The 26828-nt window shown below is 29.5% G+C and carries 24 protein-coding genes; 2 read left to right on the top strand and 22 right to left on the bottom strand.

Translation table 11 applies throughout. The features are described from left to right. Positions 1 to 53 precede the first annotated feature (53 nt). From RSA29_RS03105 to hypB, 7 genes are all read right to left on the bottom strand, one after another. Complete coding sequence (locus RSA29_RS03105) at positions 54 to 890, bottom strand: ABC transporter ATP-binding protein (RefSeq protein ID WP_346942158.1); 837 nt, start codon at positions 888 to 890, stop codon at positions 54 to 56. Continuing rightward, complete coding sequence (locus RSA29_RS03110; protein ID WP_346942159.1) at positions 890 to 1972, bottom strand: iron ABC transporter permease; 1083 nt, start codon at positions 1970 to 1972, stop codon at positions 890 to 892. Before RSA29_RS03110 ends, RSA29_RS03105 begins: the two co-directional genes overlap by 1 nt. After that, a complete protein-coding gene (locus tag RSA29_RS03115; RefSeq protein ID WP_346942160.1) occupies positions 1972 to 2994 on the bottom strand; it encodes an ABC transporter substrate-binding protein in 1023 nt (340 codons plus the stop codon). Before RSA29_RS03115 ends, RSA29_RS03110 begins: the two co-directional genes overlap by 1 nt. A gap of 96 nt (positions 2995 to 3090) precedes the next feature. Beyond that, the gene (locus RSA29_RS03120; protein ID WP_346942161.1) at positions 3091 to 3432 is read right to left on the bottom strand and encodes a hydrogenase maturation nickel metallochaperone HypA; all 342 of its coding nucleotides are present in this window, start codon (positions 3430 to 3432) and stop codon (positions 3091 to 3093) included. A gap of 49 nt (positions 3433 to 3481) precedes the next feature. Then, a complete protein-coding gene (locus RSA29_RS03125; RefSeq protein ID WP_346942162.1) occupies positions 3482 to 4420 on the bottom strand; it encodes a DUF5692 family protein in 939 nt (312 codons plus the stop codon). An 85-nt stretch (positions 4421 to 4505) separates the two neighbouring features. Further along, the gene (locus RSA29_RS03130) at positions 4506 to 7190 is read right to left on the bottom strand and encodes an FAD-dependent oxidoreductase (RefSeq protein WP_346942163.1); all 2685 of its coding nucleotides are present in this window, start codon (positions 7188 to 7190) and stop codon (positions 4506 to 4508) included. A gap of 139 nt (positions 7191 to 7329) precedes the next feature. Beyond that, positions 7330 to 8001 (bottom strand): hydrogenase nickel incorporation protein HypB, encoded by a 672-nt coding sequence (gene hypB, locus RSA29_RS03135; RefSeq protein ID WP_346942164.1) that lies wholly within the window; start codon positions 7999 to 8001, stop codon positions 7330 to 7332. 282 nt (positions 8002 to 8283) lie between these two features. On the opposite strand from hypB, the gene RSA29_RS03140 reads away from it, so the two are divergent. Continuing rightward, positions 8284 to 8874, top strand: a complete 591-nt coding sequence (locus tag RSA29_RS03140) for a TetR/AcrR family transcriptional regulator (RefSeq protein WP_346942165.1) — start codon at positions 8284 to 8286, stop codon at positions 8872 to 8874. 109 nt (positions 8875 to 8983) lie between these two features. Here RSA29_RS03140 and RSA29_RS03145 read toward each other — a convergent pair whose 3' ends face one another. The 10 genes from RSA29_RS03145 to RSA29_RS03190 all read right to left on the bottom strand — a co-directional run bounded on the left by RSA29_RS03145 (position 8984) and on the right by RSA29_RS03190 (position 21243). After that, complete coding sequence (locus RSA29_RS03145; protein WP_346942166.1) at positions 8984 to 9523, bottom strand: fasciclin domain-containing protein; 540 nt, start codon at positions 9521 to 9523, stop codon at positions 8984 to 8986. A 279-nt stretch (positions 9524 to 9802) separates the two neighbouring features. Further along, entirely contained in the window at positions 9803 to 10672 is an 870-nt protein-coding gene (locus tag RSA29_RS03150) for a hypothetical protein (RefSeq protein ID WP_346942167.1), read from the bottom strand. A gap of 304 nt (positions 10673 to 10976) precedes the next feature. Further along, positions 10977 to 13715, bottom strand: coding sequence for an InlB B-repeat-containing protein (locus RSA29_RS03155; RefSeq protein WP_346944346.1), 2739 nt, complete (start codon positions 13713 to 13715; stop codon positions 10977 to 10979). A 287-nt stretch (positions 13716 to 14002) separates the two neighbouring features. Next, the gene (locus tag RSA29_RS03160) at positions 14003 to 15259 is read right to left on the bottom strand and encodes a GHKL domain-containing protein (protein WP_346942169.1); all 1257 of its coding nucleotides are present in this window, start codon (positions 15257 to 15259) and stop codon (positions 14003 to 14005) included. Between the two features lies 1 nt (position 15260). Next, positions 15261 to 15971 carry a LytTR family DNA-binding domain-containing protein gene (locus tag RSA29_RS03165; RefSeq protein ID WP_346942170.1) on the bottom strand — a complete coding sequence of 237 codons (711 nt, stop codon included), beginning with the start codon at positions 15969 to 15971 and terminating at the stop codon, positions 15261 to 15263. Positions 15972 to 16238: 267 nt separating this feature from the next. Continuing rightward, positions 16239 to 17192 carry an ABC transporter substrate-binding protein gene (locus RSA29_RS03170; RefSeq protein WP_346942171.1) on the bottom strand — a complete coding sequence of 318 codons (954 nt, stop codon included), beginning with the start codon at positions 17190 to 17192 and terminating at the stop codon, positions 16239 to 16241. A 90-nt stretch (positions 17193 to 17282) separates the two neighbouring features. After that, the gene (locus RSA29_RS03175) at positions 17283 to 18038 is read right to left on the bottom strand and encodes an ATP-binding cassette domain-containing protein (RefSeq protein ID WP_346942172.1); all 756 of its coding nucleotides are present in this window, start codon (positions 18036 to 18038) and stop codon (positions 17283 to 17285) included. After that, entirely contained in the window at positions 18038 to 18973 is a 936-nt protein-coding gene (locus RSA29_RS03180; RefSeq protein ID WP_346942410.1) for an iron chelate uptake ABC transporter family permease subunit, read from the bottom strand. Before RSA29_RS03180 ends, RSA29_RS03175 begins: the two co-directional genes overlap by 1 nt. 70 nt (positions 18974 to 19043) lie before the next feature. Then, the gene (locus RSA29_RS03185) at positions 19044 to 19997 is read right to left on the bottom strand and encodes an ABC transporter permease (protein ID WP_346942173.1); all 954 of its coding nucleotides are present in this window, start codon (positions 19995 to 19997) and stop codon (positions 19044 to 19046) included. Between the two features lie 280 nt (positions 19998 to 20277). Then, positions 20278 to 21243: a tRNA-dihydrouridine synthase family protein gene (locus tag RSA29_RS03190; protein ID WP_346942174.1), complete on the bottom strand. Its 966-nt coding sequence runs from the start codon at positions 21241 to 21243 to the stop codon at positions 20278 to 20280. 268 nt (positions 21244 to 21511) lie between these two features. On the opposite strand from RSA29_RS03190, the gene RSA29_RS03195 reads away from it, so the two are divergent. Next, the gene (locus RSA29_RS03195; RefSeq protein ID WP_346942175.1) at positions 21512 to 22057 is read left to right on the top strand and encodes a hypothetical protein; all 546 of its coding nucleotides are present in this window, start codon (positions 21512 to 21514) and stop codon (positions 22055 to 22057) included. A 47-nt stretch (positions 22058 to 22104) separates the two neighbouring features. Here RSA29_RS03195 and RSA29_RS03200 read toward each other — a convergent pair whose 3' ends face one another. The 5 genes from RSA29_RS03200 to RSA29_RS03220 form a co-directional block, all read right to left on the bottom strand. After that, a complete protein-coding gene (locus RSA29_RS03200; RefSeq protein ID WP_346942176.1) occupies positions 22105 to 22857 on the bottom strand; it encodes a flavodoxin family protein in 753 nt (250 codons plus the stop codon). 389 nt (positions 22858 to 23246) lie between these two features. Continuing rightward, positions 23247 to 23867 (bottom strand): GyrI-like domain-containing protein, encoded by a 621-nt coding sequence (locus tag RSA29_RS03205; protein ID WP_346942177.1) that lies wholly within the window; start codon positions 23865 to 23867, stop codon positions 23247 to 23249. A gap of 263 nt (positions 23868 to 24130) precedes the next feature. After that, complete coding sequence (locus RSA29_RS03210; RefSeq protein WP_346942178.1) at positions 24131 to 24577, bottom strand: GyrI-like domain-containing protein; 447 nt, start codon at positions 24575 to 24577, stop codon at positions 24131 to 24133. A gap of 67 nt (positions 24578 to 24644) precedes the next feature. After that, positions 24645 to 25547, bottom strand: a complete 903-nt coding sequence (locus RSA29_RS03215) for a YafY family protein (protein WP_346942411.1) — start codon at positions 25545 to 25547, stop codon at positions 24645 to 24647. A gap of 93 nt (positions 25548 to 25640) precedes the next feature. Then, positions 25641 to 26741: a GGDEF domain-containing protein gene (locus tag RSA29_RS03220; protein ID WP_346942179.1), complete on the bottom strand. Its 1101-nt coding sequence runs from the start codon at positions 26739 to 26741 to the stop codon at positions 25641 to 25643. Positions 26742 to 26828: the final 87 nt, after the last annotated feature.

Here is a 26828-nt window from a genome sequence, read left to right on the forward strand (position 1 = left end):
TTATATTGGTAATATAATTGTAATTTTTCTTATACCCTTTATTGAACCCCTTTTTAATGAGTATGCACACCTGTAAATCCATCTTCATGTATATGATCAATTCCGAGTCCCTTGATATGTTCATGGGTGTACATAAACGATACCTGTAGTTTGTTATTTATAGGATTAATCCCTACATATGCATTTACACCAAACACCGCCTTTAACATTTCAGAATTTATCACTTCCTCTACAGTTCCAAATTCTTTTATCTTTCCATCTTTCATTACAACTAAATAATCACAATACATAGCTGCTAGATTCATATCATGTATAGCTGCTAAAGTAGTTATATTAAGATTTTTAACTAAATCCATAAGTTGTATCTGATAGCCTATATCTAAATGATTTGTTGGTTCATCTAATATTAAAAAATTAGTATCTTGAACTAATGCCCTTGCTATTAAAGTTCTTTGTTTTTCTCCCCCTGATAATTCAGAAAAGTTCCTTTCACTAAAACTTTCTAATCCTACCTTTTTCAGCATCTCTTTAACCATTTGCAAATCTGCTTTAGAGTAGTCCTCAAAAACTGATTTATATGGGTATCTTCCCATCTTCACTATTTGTTCAACGGTAAAATCAAAATGAGTGTTACTTTCTTGTGCTAAAACCGCGATTTCTTTTGCACAATCCTTATCCTTCATTTTAGCTAATTCTTTATTATCTATTAATATACTTCCACTGGATGGTTTATACAGTCTGTATATATTTTTAAGTAATGTGGATTTTCCACTTCCATTAGGCCCTATCACGCCTACAAATGAACCTTTTGGAATATCAATGGATATATCTTTTAATATTTCTTTTCTATCTATACTAAATCTTAGATTTTTAACTTGAACTTTAAACATTAATCTTTTCCTCCAAATGAATAGTTTTTCTTTGAAATTAAGTATAAGAAGAACGGTCCTCCAACTAATGAAGTTATTATTCCTATAGGTATTTCTATTGGCGGGAAAAGCCCTCTAGCTAAAATATCTGATGCTATTAAAAATATGGCTCCTATTAATGATGAGAGTGCTATAAGTTTTTTATGATCACTGCCCGCTATTGTTCTGCATATATGCGGCACTACAAGACCTATAAATCCTATGGCCCCGGTTATAGCAACTAATGCTGATGTAAGTAATGTAGCTAATATTAAAATAATGAACTTTATCAGTTTTACATTTATTCCAAGTATTATTGCACTATCATCCCCAAGAAGCAATACATCTAGTGATTTAGACATTATTACTGCTACTATCATAACTATAACTAACATAATAAATGGGAATAATAAAACCTCCCACTTGGCTCCACCTAAACTACCTACTGTCCAAAACAGAGCACTCTTTGCTTGATTTGAATTCTCCGCTGAATATATAAGCAAGTTAGTAAGTGATGAAAATATTGTTGATATTGCCATCCCTGATAATACCAGTCTTGTTGTAGATGTTGTTTTACCCATTTGAGTACCTATAGCAAAAACCAATATTCCTGATATAAGAGAACCTACAAAGGCCCCTGTTGTTATACTATTTATCCCAATTGATGACATACCACCTAAAACTATAACAGCAACAGCACCACAAGATGCTCCTGATGATATACCTAATATGTATGGTTCAGCTATTGGGTTTTTAGTAACACATTGCATAAGCACTCCACAAAGTGCAAGTCCTGCTCCGCATATAGCTCCAAGCAAAACTCTTGGAAATCTTATTTCCCATATGATATTTTGTGTCATTACACTAAAGGAATCACTATACACTGCTCCATTTGTCAATTTACTAAGTAGTACTTTATAGACTTCTCCAGGTTTAATATATGTACTACCTATAGCTATTGCTGTAATTATTGTCGCTAACAATATTAGACTTAACACTATCATCCAAAATAAAAAACCTTTCTTTCTAGAAAGGCTTCTTTTATTTTTAAAATTCCCTTGCATTACTTACTTTCTCCAAATAAGTATCCATGCACTGCCTGGATAAGCTTAGGATTTCTAACACCTGGAGATAAATCAGCTAATCCCACAACATATATTTTATTGTTTTTTATAGCATCCACATCTTTAAGTGCAGGATGAGTTTTCAAAAAATCTATTTTATCTTGTACTGGACTACCTGCCATATAATCGGTTACTAATATAACTTCTGGATTCTCAGCTACTACACTCTCCCACGATACATTTATGTATGGCTTAGTTGCATTTTTAGCAAATACATTATTTCCACCTGCAAGGTCTATTAAATTGTTTGCAAGACCAGATCCAACTATCATCGCATTATTTTCACCAGAATCATATACCATCATCTTCACTCTATCTTCATCTTTTACCCTTGAAACTTTATTCGTTACAACTTCTATATCTTTTTTCATTTTATCTATTACTTCTTTAGCTTTACCTTGTACTCCAAATATTTTCCCTAATAACTCAAAATCTTCATAAACAGTTTCCACGGTAGCATCTGCCTCATAAGACTTAGCCATAAACGGAGTTATGTCTTTTGATATAAGTTCACTTGCCCCTCCTGTGGTTTGCTCACTTATAGATGAATCCCATCCACTTACAAAGTCTGCACCTGTGGCTATAAACCCTTCTTTAGATATTGAATGTCCTTCTCCAACTTTAAGCACTGGTATTTTGTTATATGCTTCTTCAAATTCCGGTAATATAGGATTATCTAAAAGCGCTGTTCCCACCATCATGTCCTGCAACTCTAACGCCAATAACATCTCTGTCATAAATTGAGATAATGTAACTGCCTTTTGTCTTGCCGATTCTACTGTTACATCATAATCTTTAGCCCCATCTGAATATAGAAATTTTACCGTTTCAAAATTACCTACTTGAACTTCAGCATTAGGTTTTTCAATCTTATTCTTTTCATTATTAGAGCAGCCTGCTAAACCTACTGCTAGTCCAGCTATAGTCAATGTTATTATAAACCGTTTTAATTTATTATTCATTCATATTCCACCTTTAGTTCATATTATTTTATCCCTGTTATAAGGGTGAGCCATAGTGTATGGTTAGTACCACTCTGCCTCACCCTCCTTTTTAATTTAACAAGCTATGATTTCCTTAATCATAAACTCTTTCCCACATAATAACTCCCAGCTTTCACTTCCACACCCTGGACATGTACTTTCATTTTCGATAATGTTAAAAACTTTATGGCACCCCTTGCAAATACCATTACCTGGCATTATTTCAATTTTTAACTTTGTATCTTTAAGTAAAGTACCATCAACTGCAGCTGGATAGCATTGCTCTATATACCTTGGAATCATAGATGAAAGCTCGCCTATTTGTAATATCAATGTATCTATTTTAGTCAACTGCTGCTCTATAGCAATCTTTTCGACTGTCTTAACAACCTCAAATACAACACTTAACTCATGCAAATTAATCACCTACACTTTGTTTTTTACTTCTCATATTTTATCTGAATTACTATCTTTTATTCTCTGCTATAATTTCTTTATATGCTTTTGTGTCAGTATAAATTTCACCTTTAATTGGATTAAGCTTATTTTTAAATATTTTTCTAAATTGATAAATAACAACCACTACATTTGCAATTAATGATAATAAACTAACTATAAAAAATGCTGTAGGATTATGAGTAGTTGCAACTGGTGCTAATTTATCTGCAAAGGTCGGTACTGTTAAAACAAACATAGCCCAAAACGCAAGGGTATGTGCTCTATGCTGTAGCCATGCACCCTTTTTGATGAAGAATGCTGGTATTGTGCATGAAAGTAGTAATGCTAACCCACAATAGAAAGAATGATCTGCAATACAATTATAGGTATATGCAAAATTCCATAAATCATAAGCTATTATCCATATCCATATCATATCTGGCCATATCATGTCCTTTGTTTTATCTCTAGACACATAAATTCCAACCCATCCGCAGATAGCGATAATATTAAGTATCCCAGCAATACCATTCATTATATTCCATGAACCTGACATCACCCAAAGATTATTTATAACTGCGCCTTCCCATGCACCATATGAAAAACATTGGAAATCTCGAAGAACAGCCTCAAATATATTCACCGCTAAAATTAATGGTGGAAACCATAATACCCACTTCTTCTTAGCAAGTGCTGGAATATATCTAATAGCCATAAATCCAATACACCCCGCTAACGCTGAATAAGTTTTTACCCAGTTAAACCAATTTCCAGTCCCATATTCATTTCCTATTGCTGCTGTTGTTGGCCATACAAAAATAGTCAACACTACTGGAACTATTACAAAAAGTATTATCCCAGCCCATTTTTTAGAACGTGCAAGCTCATTAAATGCCATTAATGCAAATAATATAAAAATCCAAATGCCCCAACCTTGAAAACTTACTGATTCATATAAAATATTCATATTCTTCCCCCTAAAAATATAATTTTTTCTTAAATCCTTTATATATTTAGAATTATCCCATTAAATCATATTCCCCAAATAAGATTTACTTTACAAATAACTTTTTAAACTTTCTAGCTGCGATTACACCTTTACGCTTGATTGTATTTTTAATAACTTTCACTTTAAGTTCTTTAAGTGTTAGACCATGTGCGTTATATTTTCTGTAAAGTGTAATAGCGTCGAACTTACATCTAGTTGTACATGCACCGCAACCTATACATTCATATTCATCTGTAGTCGTAGCACCACATCCAAGACAACGTTCTGTTTCAGCCTTCATTTGCTCTTCCGTAAATGTAGGACGTAAATCTTTAAATGTTTCTTTTGATTTAGCTCCTTCCACATGAGCTATTTTCTGTCTTTTAATATGATCATAGCCTTCTAGTGTTAAGTTTGCTTTATCAAATTCATGATATGCTCTTCTATCACGACCGATAATTAAGCTTTGTCCAGGATGAACATAACGATGAATTGATATTGCTCCTTCTTTACCTAGCGCAATTGCATCTATAGCAAATTTAGGACCTGTCAAAGCGTCTCCACCTGCGAATACATCTAGTTCTCCTGTTTGCAATGTAAATGAATCTGCTTTAATTGTCTTGTTAGGATTTAATTCTATTTTACTAGCTTCTAATAAATTACCCCAATCCATTCCTTGACCTACGGAAATCAGAACATGGTTTGCCTCAACAATCTTAGTTTCATTTTCGTCAAACACAGGATTAAACCTTCCATTTTCATCAAAAACAGAAATACATTTCTTAAACTCAACACCAACAACATGACCATTTTCTGTAACAATACTCTTTGGTCCCCAAGAATTATTAACCCTAATATCTTCGGCTAATGCTTCTTCAATCTCTTCTTCAAGAGCCGGCATTTCTTCACGGCTTTCAAGACAGAACATATCAACAGTTGAAGCACCAACTCGTGTAGCTGTTCTTGCAACGTCTATTGCAACATTACCACCACCAATTACAATTGTATTTCCTTCAAGCTTTATGTCATTTCCTAAGTTTACTTCGCGTAAGAAATCAACACCTGTAACAACACCTTCTGCATCTTCATTTGCTATACCAAGGTTTCTGCCTGCTTGAGCACCAATTGCAAGATAGAATGCTTCATATCCTTGACCTCTTAACTCTTTAAGACTTACATCTTTACCAACTTCAACACTAGTTCTAAATTCTACACCTAATTCTCTTAAAATATCTATTTCTGCATTTATTACATCTTTTTCTAATCTATATGATGGTATTCCAAGTGTTAGCATACCCCCAAGTACTTTTTGTTTTTCAAACACTGTTACCTTATAACCATCAAGAGCCAAGTAGAAAGCACAAGAAAGTCCTGAAGGCCCAGCACCTATAATAGCAATTTTCTTACCATACTCATGTCTTAATTTAGGTACATATCGAATATCTTTATTTAAGTCTTGCTCTGCAATGAATTTCTTGATTTCATCCACAGCAACTGCTTCATCAATTTCCCCTCTAGTACATGCAGATTCACATTTTCTTGGACATATACGTCCGCATACTGCTGGGAACGGATTTTCATTTTTTATAAGTTCAAGTGCCTCTTTATATCTTCCTTGAGATGCTAACTTAATATAACCTTGAACTGATATATGTGCTGGACAATTTGTTTTACAAGGACTTGTACCCGTTTCAACAACATTTTCTCTGTTGATACGATGATCAACATTCCATTTATCCTCGCCCCATTCTGTGTTGTGGGCAAAATCCACTCTCTTCTTCTGTTCAATTGGTGTTTTAGTGCATAATTTTTGTCCTAATTTTAATGCATTAACTGGACAAACCTGAACACATTCTCCGCAGGCAACACATTTATCTTTATCAACTTTTGAAACATAGTTTGAACGTATCATATCATTATTTCTGAACATTCCAGCAATTCTTGTTGCGTAACAAGAACAACCACAACAATTACAAATAGCATGAGTTTTTCCTGGACCATCTGCATTAGGCATTTGATGCATCAAACCATTTTCTTCAGCTTTCTTAATAATTGCAAAAGCTTCTTCACGGGTAATTTCTCGTCCTCTACCTGTACGAATATAATATTCAGCAGCATGTCCTAGCTGGATACACATATCTTCCTTTAAATGACCACAGCCTTCTCCCATAGCCTCTCTTGACGTACGACAAGAACAATCTGAAACTGAAAAAATAGTATTATCATTAAGATATTTTGAAACTTCTTCATATGACGCTCTTCTTGTTTCACCTTCAATAGCTGTCTCTATAGGAATAACACGCATAGGACCTGTTCCTAGAGGAAAAACACCTGCTGTTATAGGCGCTTTTTTTCTTCCATATGACTCAAACGCCTCTCCAATTTGCTTGAAATTTTTTATTTCTTCTCTATCAGGATGGTTAACTATGGTTTCCATGTGACCCGGAACCCAAATTTCAAGCCAGTATTTATCCACTCCATCTTCTTCTTCAATGAAGCAAACACCGTTATAAACTAAGTCCCATAGTATCCTTTTTGTATCCTCTAAGGATTTACCACACTTAGCAGAAATTTCTTCTACTGTCTTATGTTTACGTAACTCAAGGAAAAGTCCTACTTCTGCCATCTCATCTGTAACTACCGGCTCAAGAATTTTATATTCCGGATGTTCTGGCTTAATTTCTGATTTTGAACCAGACTTTTTCATACTTATATGATTAGCAAGATCAAGCACCTTCTGATTTACCATATATATATTACCCCCCAATAAATTTTACTATAATCCTATTTTTTATTTCTATTTTTATACCTGTTTTTTATTTATATTTATATTTATATTTATATTTATATTTATATTTTTAATTCTCGCTCTGGTTTAAATTCTATTTTTATACTTCATTCCAATTCTTAACTTCAGCACGTATCCAATCAGCCCACTCATCAATTCCCTCGCCCTTTTTAGCAGAGATTGGTATAACTTTGATATTTGGATTCAATTTTTTCACACGCTCTTTTACTGCCTCTAAATCAAAATCAAAATAATCCATTGCATCCATCTTATTAATTAGTAAAACATCTACAATTGAAAACATTAAAGGATATTTCAGAGGTTTGTCATCCCCCTCAGGTATGCTTAATATCATAGCATTTTTTGATGCCCCAGTATCGAATTCTGCTGGACACACTAAATTACCCACATTTTCTAAAATAGCAAAATCAATTCCTTCTGTTCCCATTCCTAAAAGACCCTGTCTTGTCATATCTGCATCAAGATGACACATCCCACCTGTGTGCAATTGGATTACTTTTGTACCCGTCTTTGCAACAGCATGAGCATCTACATCTGAATCAATATCAGCCTCCAAAATCCCAATGTTCATTTCATTTTTTAAAGCTTCAATTGTTCTTAAAACCGTTGTTGTTTTGCCAGAACCTGGTGATGACATTAAATTCAATAAAAAGGTCTTGTCTTTTTTTAATTCTTCCCTTAGTAAATCCGCTTGTCGGTCATTGTCTTCAAAAATACTTTGCTTAATTTCAAGAATTTTGTATGTTTCCATATTAACTCTACCTCCATTTGATTTTAAATTTCATCTTTTTCTTTTTTAATCATTTATAATCTTAACTGAAAGATCACATTATAAAATCCATAATGTGGAAAACCCATTTAACTCAATACAATTCATAGAATTACATTCACCGAATTACATTATGTTAATAATATAACATAATATTCTTAAAATTGTAAACATATTCATAAGTTGTTATCATTTTTTTTTTATGATATACTTTAACAAAATATAAAATACTATTTAAGATTGAACATTAGAGGAATTATAATTATGAATCAATTGACTGAAAGACAAAAACAAGCTATCTCCACAAAACTTAGAATCACACAGATATCAACGGACCTTTTTAAAAAGAAGGGCTTTGAAAATGTAAAAATTCAAGAAATTTGTGATGAAGCTGAAATTTCGACAGGCGCTTTTTACCATCATTTTAAATCTAAAAATGAAATAATCAATATAGGTTATGAACAAATCGATTTATTATTAAAAGAACGATTTTATTCAAAAACCTTTAATTCAAATATAGAAAAACTTATATACTTATTCTATGAGGGTTGTGATTTATTACAAGATTTTGGATGGATGTTTGTAAGTGATGTTTATAAAAGCCTTCTATCTACAGATAGAAAATATACTTTTAAATCAGATCGTTTTGTTACCATTGAAATTAAATCTGCTATAGAGTTAGCTATAAAAACTAATGAACTTCAATCTGATGTATCTTCTGATGTTTTAACTAAAACTCTTTTAAGAACCTCAAGGGGAGTTATTTTTGATTGGTGCCTTCATCAAGGAAGTTATGATTTAAAAACTAACATAATTTTTGACTTAAATTTAATACTTGCTAACTATAAAAAGTAGTATGAAAAATCCACCATATTAATTTATGGTGGATTTTATTTGTGCAGGCCAATCATAACCTTTATTCACAAAATCTAATTTTTTCATTGTCACTTGTGTATTATATTCTCTATGGCATCATCACAGTATCTATCACATGTATTATTCCATTTTTAGCCATAATATCGGTAATTATAACTTTAGCTCCATCAATAAATACTTCATTGTCCTTAACCATTATTTTAGCTTTAGCTCCATTTACCATTTCAATTTCCTTACCATTTAATTTTACTACATCTGCAGCCGTAATTTTATTTGGAGTAACATGATAAGTTAGAATATTTGCAAGAACTTCCTTGTTTTCTGGTTTTAGAAGTTCATCAATTTTACTTACTGGAAGCTTTGCAAATGCATCATCGGTAGGTGCAAATACTGTAAATGGACCCTCCCCTTTAAGGGTATCTACCAATCCAGCAGCTTTTAAAGCAGTTACCAAAGTTTGAAATCTACCATCACTTACAGCTATATCAACTATATCCTTGGAATTATCATTCTGTTGAGTTGCTGATAAACTTATGCCTTCCGAATCCGCAAAACAAGTTGATGGATACATTTGAATAAACGATAACATCATCATTAAAGTTAAAAAAATACTAATCTTCTTTTTCATTGTAAAGCTCCTTTGCTATTTATTATTTTATATTTTTTCCACAATTTTAATATACCCATATGTTTATCATAATATTTATCATTTCAAATTTAATAAATGTTAATAAAAAAATCCTTTAATTAGAATAATCTAATTAAAGGATTTATATAAATGCTTAATATATCTATATATCTTTACTTTAGCTGTTGCTATCTCTATATAATTCTAAGCTCATCACTTTTTTTATTGATTGAACTCAATATTTCATAAACTCTGTACGTCATATTATGATCAAAGGTACTAATTGCTAATTACATCACTTTTAAAGGAAGTATCAACATCAATTTTCCCTCTTCTAAAACTAACGTCACCTTTTCCTGTATGCAATTGCCATGTGTGCCAAAATACATATGGTATTATCATTATAGCATTTGCTAACCCCCAATAGAATAGTACTTGTGGATTATACCAAGACGATGCGTCCATTAATGAAGGTATAACACTTGGGAAGCAAGCTCTAAATAAAAGATAAAAAGCCAATGTATAAACACGAGAAGTAATATATAATTCAGGACGTTTCTTTATTATAGGATATAATTCAGCTGCGAACAGAATACAACATGTACCTGCAAAGCCTATTGGTGATTCTGCGAAAACAAAACAAGCATTCCAAGTTGTATAAAGAAAATTCCATGCTACAGTAGTATATCCAACTATATCACTTGGTTTCTCATCTGTAACTTTCCAAAACTTTGGTGCATAAGGTATAGTAATACACAATAAGAATCCACAAAGTGCATTATAATAATTCCCTAAAGTAACATCCTTTATTGTAGCTTCCATAATATTCAAGAAGAGTATTACGTAAAAAAACCATATAACATTCTTCTTTTGAATAGATTCCCATACCTTCCCCTTCTTTTTCTCATAGTTTGCTATTCTACAAAGATTAAAAAATATAATTGGAAGTAATATGCTTAAAGTCTTAGCCCATCTAAACCATCCTACTACCCCTCCACTAATTATCCATAACGGAAATGTAAATAACGCCCCAATCCAAAATATGTTTGCGAATTTTGGATATTTCCTCATAACATCAATTAGAAATAATAAGAAAATTATGAATCCACCCATTGAAAGTACATACTGCCACCATGGCAAACTTACCATAAAAAAACCCCCACTCATAATTATTTCATTGAATTATACCATATTATATTCAATATTTTCAAATATTTTACACATAATAGGATATTTTATCTCAGTGTCATACTAATATATACAATAGTTTAGTAAAACCTTAGACGTCTAAGCCTTAATTTCAAACAAAAGCTATCATCAATGGTCACCTTTTAATTACCAATATTTATAAATAGGTGAGGAAATACAAAAACAAATGATAATTATACAAAAATAACCTATAGTATAGACTCTTGTTTGAGTGTCTACACTATAGGTATTAATTTACTTCAATCTACATATTTATATCTTTATCCTTTTTATCCTTTGATTTTCTTCTCATTAAAGTAGCTCCTGTTAACATAATTGCTCCACCTAATGCAGCTAAATCATTAGCTGATATAAGTGAACCAGTTTGTGGTAATACAGGTTCTTGTAAACTGGATTTTTGTTTTTCCATTACTGCAAAGGTAGAAAAGTGTGATGTATCATAGCTAAACTCCATTGTTGTTTTATCGAAACTTCCTCCTAATTCTATCCATTGCTTCTCTTTCTCATCATAGTAATACATAGAAAGATTATCTGTATCTACATTTTTTAAATCATCACTTGTAAGCTTTATGCTTATTCTAACCTTTTGGTTATTAGCAAATTCATGTATATCTTTAATTAATTTATCTTTGCTATCAAATAATTGCAAGTTAAAATCAATTATGTTTCCAACTGGACTTATATCACTTGGTAATTTTTCAATTAGTGGTTTTTTGCTAATTTCGTCTTTAATCTTTTGTACCGTCTTAAGATAATCTACACCTTCTAAATCAGATATATTTACCACATTAGCTGGTATAATTAAATTTGCCACCTCAGTATTTACTACTATAGTATTTTTTCCACTAGTTAAATATCCAATTAAACTTTTGACTTCCTTAGTGTTTGAATCTATATCTATTACTGGCATAACATAAGTTATCCCAGTGGTATAACTTGCTGTAACTACTAAATCCTCAGTAATATTATCAAATGACTTGTCCCAAGCAGAGAATTTATATCCTATTCTTATTGGATTTTTAGGAGCTTTCGCTGCTTTTCCATAATCTATGCTCTGAGGTATTCCTATTACTGTTCCATCATAATCTTTAAATGTTACTGTATACTGATTTATTTCATACTTAGCAGTTACAGTTAAATCGTCACTAATATTATCAAAAGTTTTGTCCCATCCTACAAACTTATAGCCTACTCTTGTTGGTGATTTTGGTGATGTTGCAGCCTTTCCGTAATCTATTTTTTGTTGATTTCCTATTACTGTTCCATCATAATCCTTAAATGTTACTGTATACGTATTTATTTCATACTTAGCAGTTACTGTTAAATCACCTGTAATATTATTAAAATCTTTATCCCAACCTATAAACGTGTAGCCTACTCTTGTTGGTGATTTTGGCGCTATTGCATCACTTCCATAATCTATGTTCTGTGGCATTCCTATTGTTGTTCCATCATAATCTTTAAATGTTGCTGTATATTTATTTATTTCATACTTAGCAGTTACTGTTAAATCACTGCTAATATTATTAAAATCTTTATCCCAACCTATAAATGTGTAGCCTACTCTTGTTGGTGATTTTGGCGCTGTTGCAGCACTTCCATAATTTATTGTCTGTGACGTTTCTATTACCGTTCCATCATAATCTTTAAATGTTACTGTATAGTTATTAACTCCATACATTGCAGTTACTGTTAAATCACCTACAATATTATTGAAAGCTTTATCCCACCCCACAAAGGTGTACCCTACTCTTGTTGGTGATTTTGGCGCTGTTGCAGCACTTCCATAATTTATTGTCTGTGACGTTTCTATTACCGTTCCATCATAATCTTTAAATGTTACTGTATAGTTATTAACTCCATACATTGCAGTTACTGTTAAATCACCTGCAATATTATCAAAAGCTTTATCCCAACCTACAAAATGATAGCCTAATCTTGCTGGCTCGGTTGGTGCTACTGCAGACTTTCCATACTCTATAGTTTGTGGCGTACCTATTATTGTTCCATCATAATCCTTAAATGTTACTATTCCTGACTTTCCTGGCTCCGGTAGTGCCGCATTAATATCTGGATTCAAGCTATTCTTAAAATCCAAAGAAACAGATGCACCTGGTGCAATATCTCCAATAGCAAAAGTCATAGCTATCCATGCATCCGCTGTTGTCTCTGCTACAATATCACTATTGTAACAATCTAAACTATATGGATTCGTTGTCCTAGTTACCGAAGCCCTTGCTCTTGAATCCCATGCCATATATATAAATGGTTCATTTGTCACCCCACCCTTTGCGATAACCATAGCCATCTCATCTTTCGGTGGATTTTTAACGACAGAATTTTTAGTGTCATGTGTACCTTTAGTTTCCCTATCTTGGTCCGGGTCAACAGATCTGAGATACCTTGCATCGTAAATAGTCACGTCACTAAGATTACGATAGGTCACATCAACATTAAAATATTTATCATTCACATCAAAAGATACAACCTGTGTTATTTCCAATTTACCATCATTAGTTATACCTACTGTTGTAGCTGAAAGAGTATTTCCACTAGAAGTGTCACTTGTAGAAATATTCGTTATTCCCAATACATCTTTTCTTTCAGCAACTTGTGCTGTTGTAATTACTCCTTTGTCATCTTTATAGCCAACTACATAAGATTCATATGGGTCACCAGGCAGGAAAAAATCTCCTGTGTTTGATGGCATTCCCACATTAAAACCATCTCCATCTGCTCTCATTCCTAGCTGACTGGTTGTACTAAAACCAGATGGTGCATTACCTGCTGTTCCAAATGATCCATGTTTATTAACTCCAACCTCTATGAAGTTCCCCCCTAAAAACACGTCATTCCCATTACTTACATGACGAACTCCCGGTAATGTTTCTCCATATGCTTTTATAACTCCAAAATTTGAACCTAAAATCAAACTAGTCGTTAAAACCATTGCTACTGTCTTTTTGAATACACTTTTATTCATACTTTTCCCCTTTCTTAACTCCCCCAAATAATTACATATACCCATTTCAAAGTATAAATATCACGTTTTTTCACTTTAATCATCAAATACCTAAAAAGTTACCATACCTTTGAATATAAATAATTTTATTTTTCTTAGATTAAAATATGTTTTGATAACCGATATTTTTAGTTATAATTAAACAAAAAAAACTCTTTCATGATTATTTTAACATCACAAAAAGAGTTTCTGTATGCAAGTTTCGCCTTTCAACCGTAAGTTTCGTCTTACAACCACAATTATACCTATTATATCTTATCTTTTTCTACAGATAAAATCGCTATTAATTCAAATATATTTCCTTCTTTGTTTATTTTGTAATACCCGTTATGTTTTTTACATATTGATTCTATACTTAATAATCCATAGCCTTCACCATGTATTCCCATATCTTTGTTAAAATTATTCTTACATTTAATCACAAAACTCTCTTTATACATATCTCCAGTTAAATCTATAAACCTATCTCCATTTAATATACATGTTGCATTTACAGCATTTTCTAAAATATTCCCCATTATATTTGTTAAATTTCCTGCTGAAATATTAATATTATTTTCAATATTAATCCTACAACTACATTTAACACCACTTTTCTGTGCTCGCGAAAAATAATATGCTATATTTGCATTAATTACATCATTTTCACAATATCTTTTTAAATTAATATCCTTTATATTTACAACGTAATTTTCAATAAGTTCTAAAATCAGATCATTTTTTTCTCCATTTGCTAATGTTGAAACTGTTGATAACATATGCTTAAAATCATGCTTTTGTATTTTTAAACAATGCTCTTTATAATTTAACTCCTCATAATAATGAAGATGCATATTTATAATCTTGTCATATGTAGCTATTTCCTGTGATAAAATAGCATTTTTACGAAGAATTCCATCTAAGCTTTTTATAGCAACGCTAATACCCACTAGTACTATAATAACTAAACCTATCACAAAAAATTCTATTGCTACTTCTTTTTTAAAAATTTCAGAATAAATTACATATATAAAGAAAAACATAACAGATGGTGTAATCCAAAATGCTCCACTTTTACCTTCGAAGCTTTTCAATAATCTTCTAATAGGGAGTCTAACATACTTATAACTAATATATACCGTAATACTGTTTAAAGTTATTACTACTATACCTAAATTTATTGATGTTATATATTCATCTCCAATGATTGTCCTTAAAAGTACTATTGCTGAACTCATTATAAATGTTGAAATACACAACACTATCATGAATACAATTATAGATTGATATTTATTGTTTTTTGTAATGTATATAATTAATGGTAAATATAACAACCAAGTAATTATATGTTTATAGCTATTATTATAATTACATAAATTTAAAATCAGCATGTATTTAACCACCACTGGAAATATAAGTAACATAAATGCATATATTTTATTTATTTCTTTATATTTTTTTGCATCCAAATAAAATAAACTATGGGTAATATTTATTAATAAATTAATCGTTAAAAAAATTATCAAATCAAATTAACCCTCCTATAAAATCTATATACTTGTCCCTTACATTGCCTTTCATTGCTCTGCTTATGGGTAATTCACTACCATCATCTAGAATTAAATATGAATCCTGTATTTCTTTTATATAATTTGGATTTACAAAATAGCTTTTATGTACTCTAATATATTCAAAATCTAGTGCTTTTAAAAAATCATCTAGTTTTGTTTTGCACTTCATTATTTCATTATTTGCTTTTATGTATATGTACTTGTCCCTACTTTCGCCCCAAATTATATCTTCTTGATAAATTTTATGCACCCCATCTACTGTCTTAATAAAAATTATATGTCCCTTTTGTTCTTTTAATTTAACCTCACACTTTTCCATAATGTGCTTTACCTTTTCATATGTTAGTGGTTTTATAGAATAATATAACGCATCAACTTCATAACCTTCTAACGCAAAATCTCCAATACTTGAAACTAATATTATAATAGTTTTATTATCATTTTTCCTAATTTTCTTTGCAATATCAATACCATTTTTTCCTGGCATAACAATATCTAAAAATATGATATCATATCTGCACTTTTGTAAATTTTCTAATAAATCTTCACCATCATTACAAAATGTCATAGTAAATTCTTGTTTAATATCATCTAAATATTTTTTAATATTATATTCAAGATTAACCCTCTCATTAATTTTATCATCGCAAATTAAAACCTTTAGCATTTCCCCACCTATTTCCCCGTAATATTGCAGTTTAAATACTTATCACTCAAAATCGTAAATTATTTATTAATGATATTCATCTATAAATATTTCTCAAAATTCTATTATAATATATCTTTATTGCAATCCCTATCTATACTATATTTTTTATACTAATTATATACCACACCTATCTATTTATAAATATAAAACTGTAATAAAATTCTTGATTTTATTACAGTTTAGGAATTCAAATTATTTTATTTTAAAAGTTTCTATTTATCAGTCTTAAATAACAGCTTGAATCTCATCTAACATTTTATTTGTAGAGATGAATCCACCATCACTTAAGTACCATGAATTAGTATCTAAATAAATTATTTTCCCATTTTTAGCTACAGGACTATTATTTACTAGCTCATTATTTAAAATTTCTTTAGCTGGCTTTTCATTTTTGTTATTTGATATAACTGATTTATCAATTACAAACATATAGTCTACCTCTTGACTTGCAACATATTCAAAGGATACATCTTGTCCATGATTAGACGTTTTAATATTTCCATCTGTATTTTTGAATCCAAGGTTGTTATATATTAATCCAAATCTTGACTCTGATCCAAACACACTTAAATTACCTTCACTTACCATTAAAGTTGTTGCTTTATAATTTTTTTCAACTATTTTTTTGTTAATTCTTTCAATCTTAGCATTTATTTTAGACAGTTCTTCCTCTACCATAGTTTCTTTATCAAATATATTCCCTAATATCTCCATATTCTTCGTGAATGACTCCATATATTTCCCATCTTCTTTACTTAAGGATATAGTTGGAGCAATTTCACTAAGCTTATCATAAAAACTATGCTGTCTTCCATTTATTATAATTAGCTCTGGTTGAATTTCATTAATTTTTTCTAAATTTGGCTCTTTAAGTCCGCCTATATTAATATATTCAGTACCTTTAAATTTACTTAAGTACTCTGGCATTGACGAATCCTGTGGAATCCCTGTAACGCCTTCAACCTTCAACACCTCCATTGCATCTAATGCCGCATAATCAAACACTACTACATTTTTAGGATTTACCTTAACTTCAGTTTCTCCAAGGGCATGCTGTACTTTTATAACCCCTGTATTTAAATCTTTTTTAGAATCGTCTTTGTTTAACCCTAAAAATACTGCACTTGCAATTACTCCTGCTATTACTAAACCTGATATTATTGCTACTTTTTTATTCATATTAATACCTTCTTTCATTTTTATTGTTGTTTATAATTTGACTTTCTTAATCGCCATTGATTATCTTTCTCAGTATATTTTTAAAATTTTTTAAAAATAGATACAAATCTTATCCCCATTTATTTGCCTAACATCAAATTCCATTTCATAAATATCTTCTAAAACTTCCTTTTTCATTATTTCTTGTGTATTTCCATACTGTGCTACCTTTCCATTTTTTAAAGCTACAATATAATCTGAGTAACATGATGTGTAATTTATATCGTGCATAACTAAAACCACAGTTTTTCCAAGATCATCACAAAGATTTCTGAGTACCTTCATCATCTCTACTGAATGCTTCATATCTAAATTATTAAGGGGTTCATCCAGAAATACATACTCTGTATTTTGCGCTATAACCATAGCTATATATGCTCTTTGTCTTTGTCCACCACTCAATTCATCAATATACTTATCCTCTATATCCCTAAGCTTCATATACTCTATAGCTTCATCTATATATCTCTTGTCTTCTTCTGTAAGTCTTCCCTCGCTATGAGGAAATCTTCCAAAGCTAACAAGCTCCCTTATCGTAAGCTTTAAATTTATATTATTAGATTGTTTTAATATTGATATTTTTTTAGAAAGTTCCTTCTTATCCCACTGTTCTAAACTTTTACCTTCTATTATAACTTCACCATTGTCCATATTCATAAGTCTAGTAATCATAGATAAAATTGTACTTTTACCAGCACCATTTGGACCTATAAAAGAAGTTATTTTCCCCTTTTGTATGTCAACCGAAACCATATCTACCACTATTTTATTTGAATATTTTTTTGTTATGTTCTTTACTGTAATCATTATTCTTTACTCTCCTTTAATAATAAGTATATAAAGTATGTTCCACCTATAAAGTTGATAATTACACTTAAGGTTGTATTAAATACAAATACTCTCTCAACGAGGAATTGTCCACCTATTAGCGTTAATATACTTATTAATATAGCTACAATAATTAAATAACTATGCTTATATGTTTTAAATAACTGTCTCGTCACGTTTGTTACTAAAAGCCCTAAAAATGTTATGGGACCTATTAATGCTGTTGATATTGATACCAATATAGCTACTACAGCTATCATCTTTTTTACAACTCTATTATAATCTACACCCAAGTTTATAGCATGATCTTTACCTAATGCTATTACATCTAACATCTTCATATCATCATATATAAATGGAACTATTACTAATAATAATATAGTTGAAATCACTAAAATCTCCGTATTCATATTTCCAAAACTTGCATATAAGCTATTTTGAAGAGCTGCATACTCATTAGGATCTATTACAACTTGCATAAATGTTGAAATACTCTTAAATAATGTCCCTGAAATCATTCCTACAAGTAACAAGAAAAATATATTGTTATTACTTTTCTCAAATAGTTTTTTATAAAGTATAAATGATACAACAACCATTATACCGACTGATAAAACAAAGTTACTACTCTTATTTATAACAAATTTACTTTCCACCCCAACTATAAATACTATTATTGTTTGGACTAATACATATAACGAATCTAGCCCTAGCACGCTTGGTGTTAATATATTATTGTTTGTTATAGTTTGAAATATCATAGATGAAAAAGCTATACATCCACCTGTTAAGACTATCGCTATTACCTTTGGTATTCTTTGTGCCATAGCATAGTCCATATGTTTTAAATTTACTCCTGTAATTAAAAATAAAAGTGTAAATACTATTATCATCGTAGAAATTATAAACATCATTCTTTTTAATCTATGTTCCACACTTAATTTACTTTTGCTATTTATCTCCTGTGTTTTTAATATATCAATATTAGTTTGCATTTTCAGTCCTCCTAAACACCATATATAGGAACATAATGCTTCCTATAACCCCAACAGTAAGTCCTATTGGAATTTCATAAGGATATATTATAACTCTTGAAAATATGTCACAAACTAATACAAATATTGCTCCAAACAATCCAGTATGCCATATACTATCCTTTATATTATCACCCTTGTACATTGAAACTATATTAGGGACTATAAGTCCTATAAATGGTATGCTACCTACCGTTATAACAACACTTACTGTAACTATAGCAATAATAATCAACCCTAAATTCACTACCTTGTTATAATCTAATCCTAAATTAGTAGCAAAATCCTCCCCCATACCTGCAATTGTAAACTTACTAGCATATACATAGGCGAGGATTATAAGTGGTATAGCTACATATAAAATTTCATAATTACCTTTAAGTATCATAGAAAAATTTCCTTGCATCCATGCAGTTACATCTTGCATCAAGTTGTACTTATATCCTATAAAAGTTGTAACAGAACTTATGATATTTCCAAACATTATCCCTACTAGAGGAACGAATACTGCATTTTTAAACTTTAGTTTTCTCAATATATTCATAAACATAAATGTTCCTATAAGCGCAAATATAAATGAAATTATAATCTTACCCGTAATCCCCGCACTTGGCACAATTAACATTGCGAAAATCAATCCTAATTGAGCTGCATCTATTGTGGCACCCGTTGTTGGGGATACAAATTTATTTTGACTTATTTGTTGCATAATAAGACCACATATACTCATTCCCATACCTGCAACCAAGACACTTATTAGTCTCGGCAATCTACTAATCCAAAATATCTGTACCTTTTCTTGATTTAATGTAAGTATATCTATTATTTTTATATCGTTAACTCCTATAAACAACGATATTAATGATAAAATTATTAAAATTATCGCTAGATGTCTTTTCTTCATTAGTTCTCCTTACTTAATCAACTTTGCATCGATAATCAATCTCATTTGACTCTTGTTTATATAATACTGATAATAATTATCATTGTCAATATCTTTTTTATTATATTTAATGATATTCTATTTTAGATATAAATAATAAAAACCCAAACAATACAAAATATGTATTGTCCAGGTTTTATGATGAATGTGATTTATATCCTTTAAACTTTATTGATATTATAAATTTATTTTATTACCTTCTCTTTTTCTTATTAATCCTGATTATTAAATAAATACCGGTTTAATATTTATTACTAAATAATCCAGCTCCCACTATGATTTCCTGCTCATTAAATAAACTTAATACAGCCTCATTATAATCACTTAATCTTTGTGCTTTTTTTATTTTTTTAGCATATTTTTTATTATCCGAAAATATGTAAATCATATAGCCCCATAGCTCTTTCATTCTAAATATTGCATTTTTATCTTCGTTAAATAGTTCTATATATTCATTTAAAATCTCATCATGAAAATCCTTTAATACTTTTTTATTTATAAAAGTATTATTTTTAATTTCATTCATTAACCATGGGTTTGCAACTATTCCTCTTCCTAGCATTACTTTATTTACCTCTGGAAAATCTTCTATTAATTTATTATGATTATTTCCAGTAAAAATATCACCATTATAGCATACTGGATTTTTACTTAAAGATAATGCATCTTTAAATACCTCTAAATTAGGTTTATTCCCATAAAAATCTTTTTGTGTTCTAGGATGGATAATTAATTCTTCTATAGGATATTTATTATAAATTTTTATCAACTCATAAAATTCCTCGTGGCTATCTTTTCCTATTCTAGTTTTTATAGAAATTTTCATATCATCTATTTTAAATATTTCATCTAAAAACACATCAAGTTCTTCTCTTTTTGCTAGAAATCCTGAGCCTCTATTCTTTGAAACAACGGTTGCAGCAGGACATCCTAAATTTAAATTAACCTCATTATATCCTAACTGTTGTAATTTTCTAGATGTATTAATAAACCCTTCTGAATCATTAGTAAGTATTTGAGGCACAACATTTATACTTTTATTATTTTCAGGCAAAACATCCCTAAGCTCTTTAGTTTTAAGACTCCTACTTTGGTTGGTAACAATAAATGGCGTAAAATATTTATCAATATTACCAAAATATTTTTCATAAGAATTTCTATATATATATCCAGTAATTCCTTCCATTGGTGCTAAATAATATTTCATTTAAAAACTCCTTCTGTATACATTCTAAAAAACATTATATCAGTGTTCTTTTTTCTTATCTACTTAATATTAATTGTATTTTCTTTTCAGTGACAACTTAACTATAACAATAAGATTAAATACTGATTAAAAACACTCATTATATTGTATTGTATAAACCATAAATGTTCCAAATAAAAATTTGTACACTTGATGTCTTAATTTTAAATAAAACCTATCATCAATGGGCATATTATAATTACTAATATCTATAAATAAGTGAGGAATTATGAAAATAAATGATAATTATATTATAAAAATAAAAGTTGATGATTATGAAAATCTCTTCTACGATTTTGATTTTGCTCCTATAAATGATAGAGATTTAAAAGATGATATAGATACTTTTATATTAAATAAAGCTATCGATATACATAAATCTAAAAAATATAATGTTTCCCTAGAAATTTATTTACCTAAAGCTAATTTAAGTGCTAAAACTGAAGCTTTAGCACTTGAAGGTGTTTACAACTACTATAATTCTAAAATTGAAATAGATAATATAACTTTAAAGGCAGGCAGAAAAAGATTGGTTTACTATATATTGTTATCATTTTTTATTTCTATTTTATTATATATATCTAATAAGTTTTTCCATGGTAAAATCATTATTACAATATTGGATACAAGTGCTACTGTTATTTTGTGGCAAGCTGTTAGTCTTATTTTTATAGAAAGTAAAAACTACAGTGTTAAGAGAAATATTAATAGGATTTTTTCTGATATGAAAGTTTACTTTAAATATATAGATTTTGATGATTCAGTGTACCACTAGTATGCAATTGATATTAAACAGAAAAACTCTACATTTACTAAGTAAATTTAATTGGTTTTATTACTTTGATCAATAGGCTTTATAACCTTACATAGCATTTTATAAATCCCGTTACCATAGATTTTTTTCGCAAAACTTAGTTTTGATCCTTTAAAATATGCTGTGTTAATCCACCCTTTGCTGTCCCAATATTCTTTATCTATTGGAAATACCTTAGTAGCTAATGTTCTTTGAACATTATAAGTATAAACCTCTTTAAAACTAGGAGAATATTTGTTTTCATCAGAATTAATTAATTTAATAAACTCTGATAATTCTTTTTCTTCAATAGGTTTATTAAAACTTCTACCATTTCTAGATATAGTTTCACCTAAACAAACACCCCATTGAATCATAACCTCTTCCATTGAATTTAATGTATTTTTAATGCCTGAGCCTTGTGTATTTGCGAGAAGTAAGGTTGGCTTTTGTGCAACTTTACTTCTATGAAACCAGCTACAAGTCCTATCTATAAAGCTCTTTAGTATTCCGCTCATATTATTTAGATATACTGGAGTTCCTATTACTAATCCATCACTTTCAATTATTTTATTCATTATTTTACTTGAATCATCTTTTATAAAGCAATTATCCTTTACTATACATACTTCACAACCCTTACAAAAATCTATTTTATAATCATGAAGAGTAATTATTTCTGTTTCGTACCCTTTATTTCTTAATATATTTTCAATTGATAGTAAAAGTGCATATGTGTTTTTCTTTCTATTACTTGCATTTATCAACAATATTTTTTTCATATATCTTTCCTCCATTGCTTCTAATCCTTGTCCTAACTATTTAAATTGTCTACATTTATTAAACCCAACTGCTTCTTTACTTATAACTAATCCACGGTAAAATCTATTAATTAATTACTTACATTATAACCCAATCTATTGCAATATTAAATAAACACACGCATATATGATTCACTAAATAGAAACAAATCTACATTTTCTAAGCAACTAACTGAATTATAAATGCACTTTTTATATAAGCAAAAATCCACGAATTTTATATCGTGGATTTCATTGTTTTGCTGCGTATTACATTTAAAATACTCTATACCAATTATTGTTTTTTACATATTAAAGAATAGTATTGAGACCACCGTGTTTTAAAATCATCTACATTAAACTTTAATTTATTACTTCAGTACACTATATCTTAATATTGTTTTTAATTTATCTTTTTCTACTTTTCTTGTATCAGATAAATATATTTCTCTATGGACTAAAGTTTTAATCTTCAATCCATTATTTTCTATAAAATCTTTCATTTTATTAAACGATTCCGGCTCATTATCATAAGAACCTATGTGCATTATCTGCACAGCCAAACCATCTTCTATTTCATCGAAATATACTTCTTTAAGTAATGGATGTGGTTTTTTCTTATTCGCAATTTCAAAGGCTTTTTCTATAACTTCATCATTAACAAAATCAGGTTGTCTAATCATTATAGTGTATATCAATTCATCTTTATTTAAGACTTCATTTTGCCTACCTTCTTCGGTTAAATCCCATAGTCCTTCTAATGGATAAACGGTGTATTCAAAATAACCATCTGGTGTAAATCCATTTTTAGGCATCATTCTAACTGCATATGAAATGGAATATAAAACACCTATCTTCTCTGAAAAATCTTTATCATTAGGATTACCTTTACCTTTTATACAAAAAAACTTTTGCTTAAGAACTTTTACTAATTCTGCCTTATTCTTAGGGCAATAAAGTTCTTTTTCATGTTTTTTATATTCATGTTTCATTATTCCATCACCTCTTATAACTATAACTCTACGCTATAACCTCAAAATTTATATATTAGTTATAACATAATCTATTTTATCTGATGTCTAGCCGCTGTAATACCCATCTTCTTTAAGCTGGGGTATTACAGCTTACACTACCCTAGATAAGTTTTTCTTATATTCAACTTGAGTGAAGTATTCATCTTAATCAAACTCCACCTGAATATAAAAATCACCTGATAGAAACTAATTAAATATCAACATATATCTTGAACTTAGCATTACTTTTCATTTAATGCTATATAAATATCAATATTCGCATTGTCAAAATCCGAATTTAAATACTCTTCAAAGTCTGCTGCAAAACTCCTATCTAAATCCATTTCCCATATTTTGCTCCAAGCCTCTCCAACTACTTTTTGCATATGCCCCTGTACAGAAAACTTTGCATATTTACCTGCTGGAATAACCTTTACAGTAAATTCTTCATTGTCTACCTCTGAAACTTCATTTCCTGCTGTAACACAATATTTATTGTCTTGATAATCTGAATAAAGCCCTATAGCATATTCATTAACTTTATTTTTTATTGCTGAATTAATTCCACCTTTGTATAATTTCTCCCAAAGTCCCCCAATAGTTTCGCCCATTTTAGGGTCATCATTCCCTGTGACAGTGCTAACTCCTATAACTATCTTTTGTTCTAAATTTACAATTTTATACTTCATATTCTTCAACCTCCATTTATCTGATAAGCTCATTATACTTATCATAACTTGACAACTACATGTCATATTATAAATAGTTTTGAATGATTTTTTGAAGCTTGTTTTTCATTTCAACTCTTATGTCCTCAGGTTCTAAAACTTCACAATCTTCTCCAAATGATGCTACATAACTAAATAGCCACTGCCCCTTTGGATAGATAATCTCCACTATAAAACTTCCATCTTTAAGCTCTTCAAAGATAGCAAACTCATCATACACTCTATAGGCCATTCTTGAAGAAATCTTCATCTTTAATGTTATATATTCTTCATTAAACATATTTTTTTCATTCACTATCTGTACTGGCGCACTAAGGTCAAAATTTTCATCAAGGATACATAAGTTTTTTATTCTTCTCAATTTAAAAAATCTATAATCATTTCTTATCTTACAATACCCATACAAGTACCAACTTTGTCCTTTAAAATATAACTTTAATGGATAAACATCACGTTTTATATTTTCACCCTTACCGCTTACATATGTAAACGCAACTGTTCTCTTGTTTAATATTGATATTTTAAGCTTATTAAAAATTTCTTTTTCTACTTCTGCATTACCCCAAGTTGTAAAATCAACCTCTATCCAATCAGTATTGGTTGCACCAAATAAGTTATTTAGTTTTTTTACAACTTTATCTGTATCTATATCATTTAGGTTTACTGCATTTACAGCTCTAAGCGAAGATAAAATCTCTGATTTATCTACTTCTGTTAAAACAGCTTTATTTAATATGAACTCTGGTAAAATAGATATACCTCCGCCTTTACCTTTACTCATATAAACTGGAATTCCCGCAGAGGAAAGAGTTTCAACATCTCTATAAATGGTTCTCTGCGAAACTTCAAATCTCTCTGAAAGTTGTTTCGCTGTTACAACTTTATTATCTAAGAGTATATATATAATTTCAAATAATCTGTTTATCTGTATTTTCTCACCCCATTTTAGCATATGAATATTTTATATTCGTTTTTTAATCCATCACTCATTGTACACTTGCTACATTGCCCCATTACTTTTAATTCATTTACAACAATCTTGTCTTTGCCTCTTATCCCTATACATTTTTCTATCTGCAACAAAAATTAGCTCTTCAATACTTTGTCCATCTTCTGGATAACTAGCTATCCCAATGCTTACCCCTTTAAAATGTATCCTTAATTCAAACATTTCCCAATGTAATTGTTCTATTTTATCTAAACAGTCATCGGTAGAATCACTATCTATAATAATAACAAATTCATCACCTCCTATTCTATAAATTTCACCTTTGTGTTCTATTATTTCTTCACATTTATTTGCAAATTGAATCAGATATTTGTCTCCCATATCATGACCAAAAGTATCATTAATTAATTTAAATTTATCTAAATCTAAAAATATAATTTTAAAGTTAGATTTTTTCTTCATAATACTAGGTATTTCTTTAAATATTGCAGCTCTATTTTTTACCCCTGTTAATTTATCTTTATAGGCTATCTTCTCCAAATTAACAATATTTTTATAAAAGATACTAAGTCTATACATAATGTTGTAAGTTAAGATAGAATTAATAACTAAGCAAATAATAAATAAAATTTTATAATATATATTTAAATTCCCACTATACACTTTATCTAATAAAATCGCTGTACCAAACCACATAATGCTTATACATTTTAAATATATCAACTCATTATCTGATACTTTTTGAATTAGATATATAAATCTTTCTTTAATAAAGCATATTAAAAAAGGTGTTAATATACTATACATAATTGTTTGTATTATAAACGCTGATTTATATATATCTCCTACATTAATCGTATTCACTAATTCAAATGACAGTGTTTTAAATAATGTTGTATATGTCCATGTAAAACACATTATTATTATTAATTTATCCATTTTTTCATCGTAGACATACATTAACGGTAAAATATACACAAATCCTATTATACATAGCACTGTTATTTTATGATCCAATAAAATATATTTTAAAAAAGCTAGTAATAAAGTTACTATTACTGTAAGTAAAGTAATTAGTATTATAGTTTTTGCTTTGCTATATTTTTTTTTGGAACATATATGTGTTATTACCATATTCACAAAAAGAGTTTCAATAGTACATAAAGCTAAAAACATTTTTCCCCTCCTCTATAGTTCTGATATATTAATTTGATTTTAATACACCAATATTTTTTCATTCATAGTTTTCCATTGTAATTATTA

It is taken from the genome of Clostridium sp., from assembly GCF_036660475.1.
GTDB lineage: Bacteria > Bacillota > Clostridia > Clostridiales > Clostridiaceae > Clostridium_J.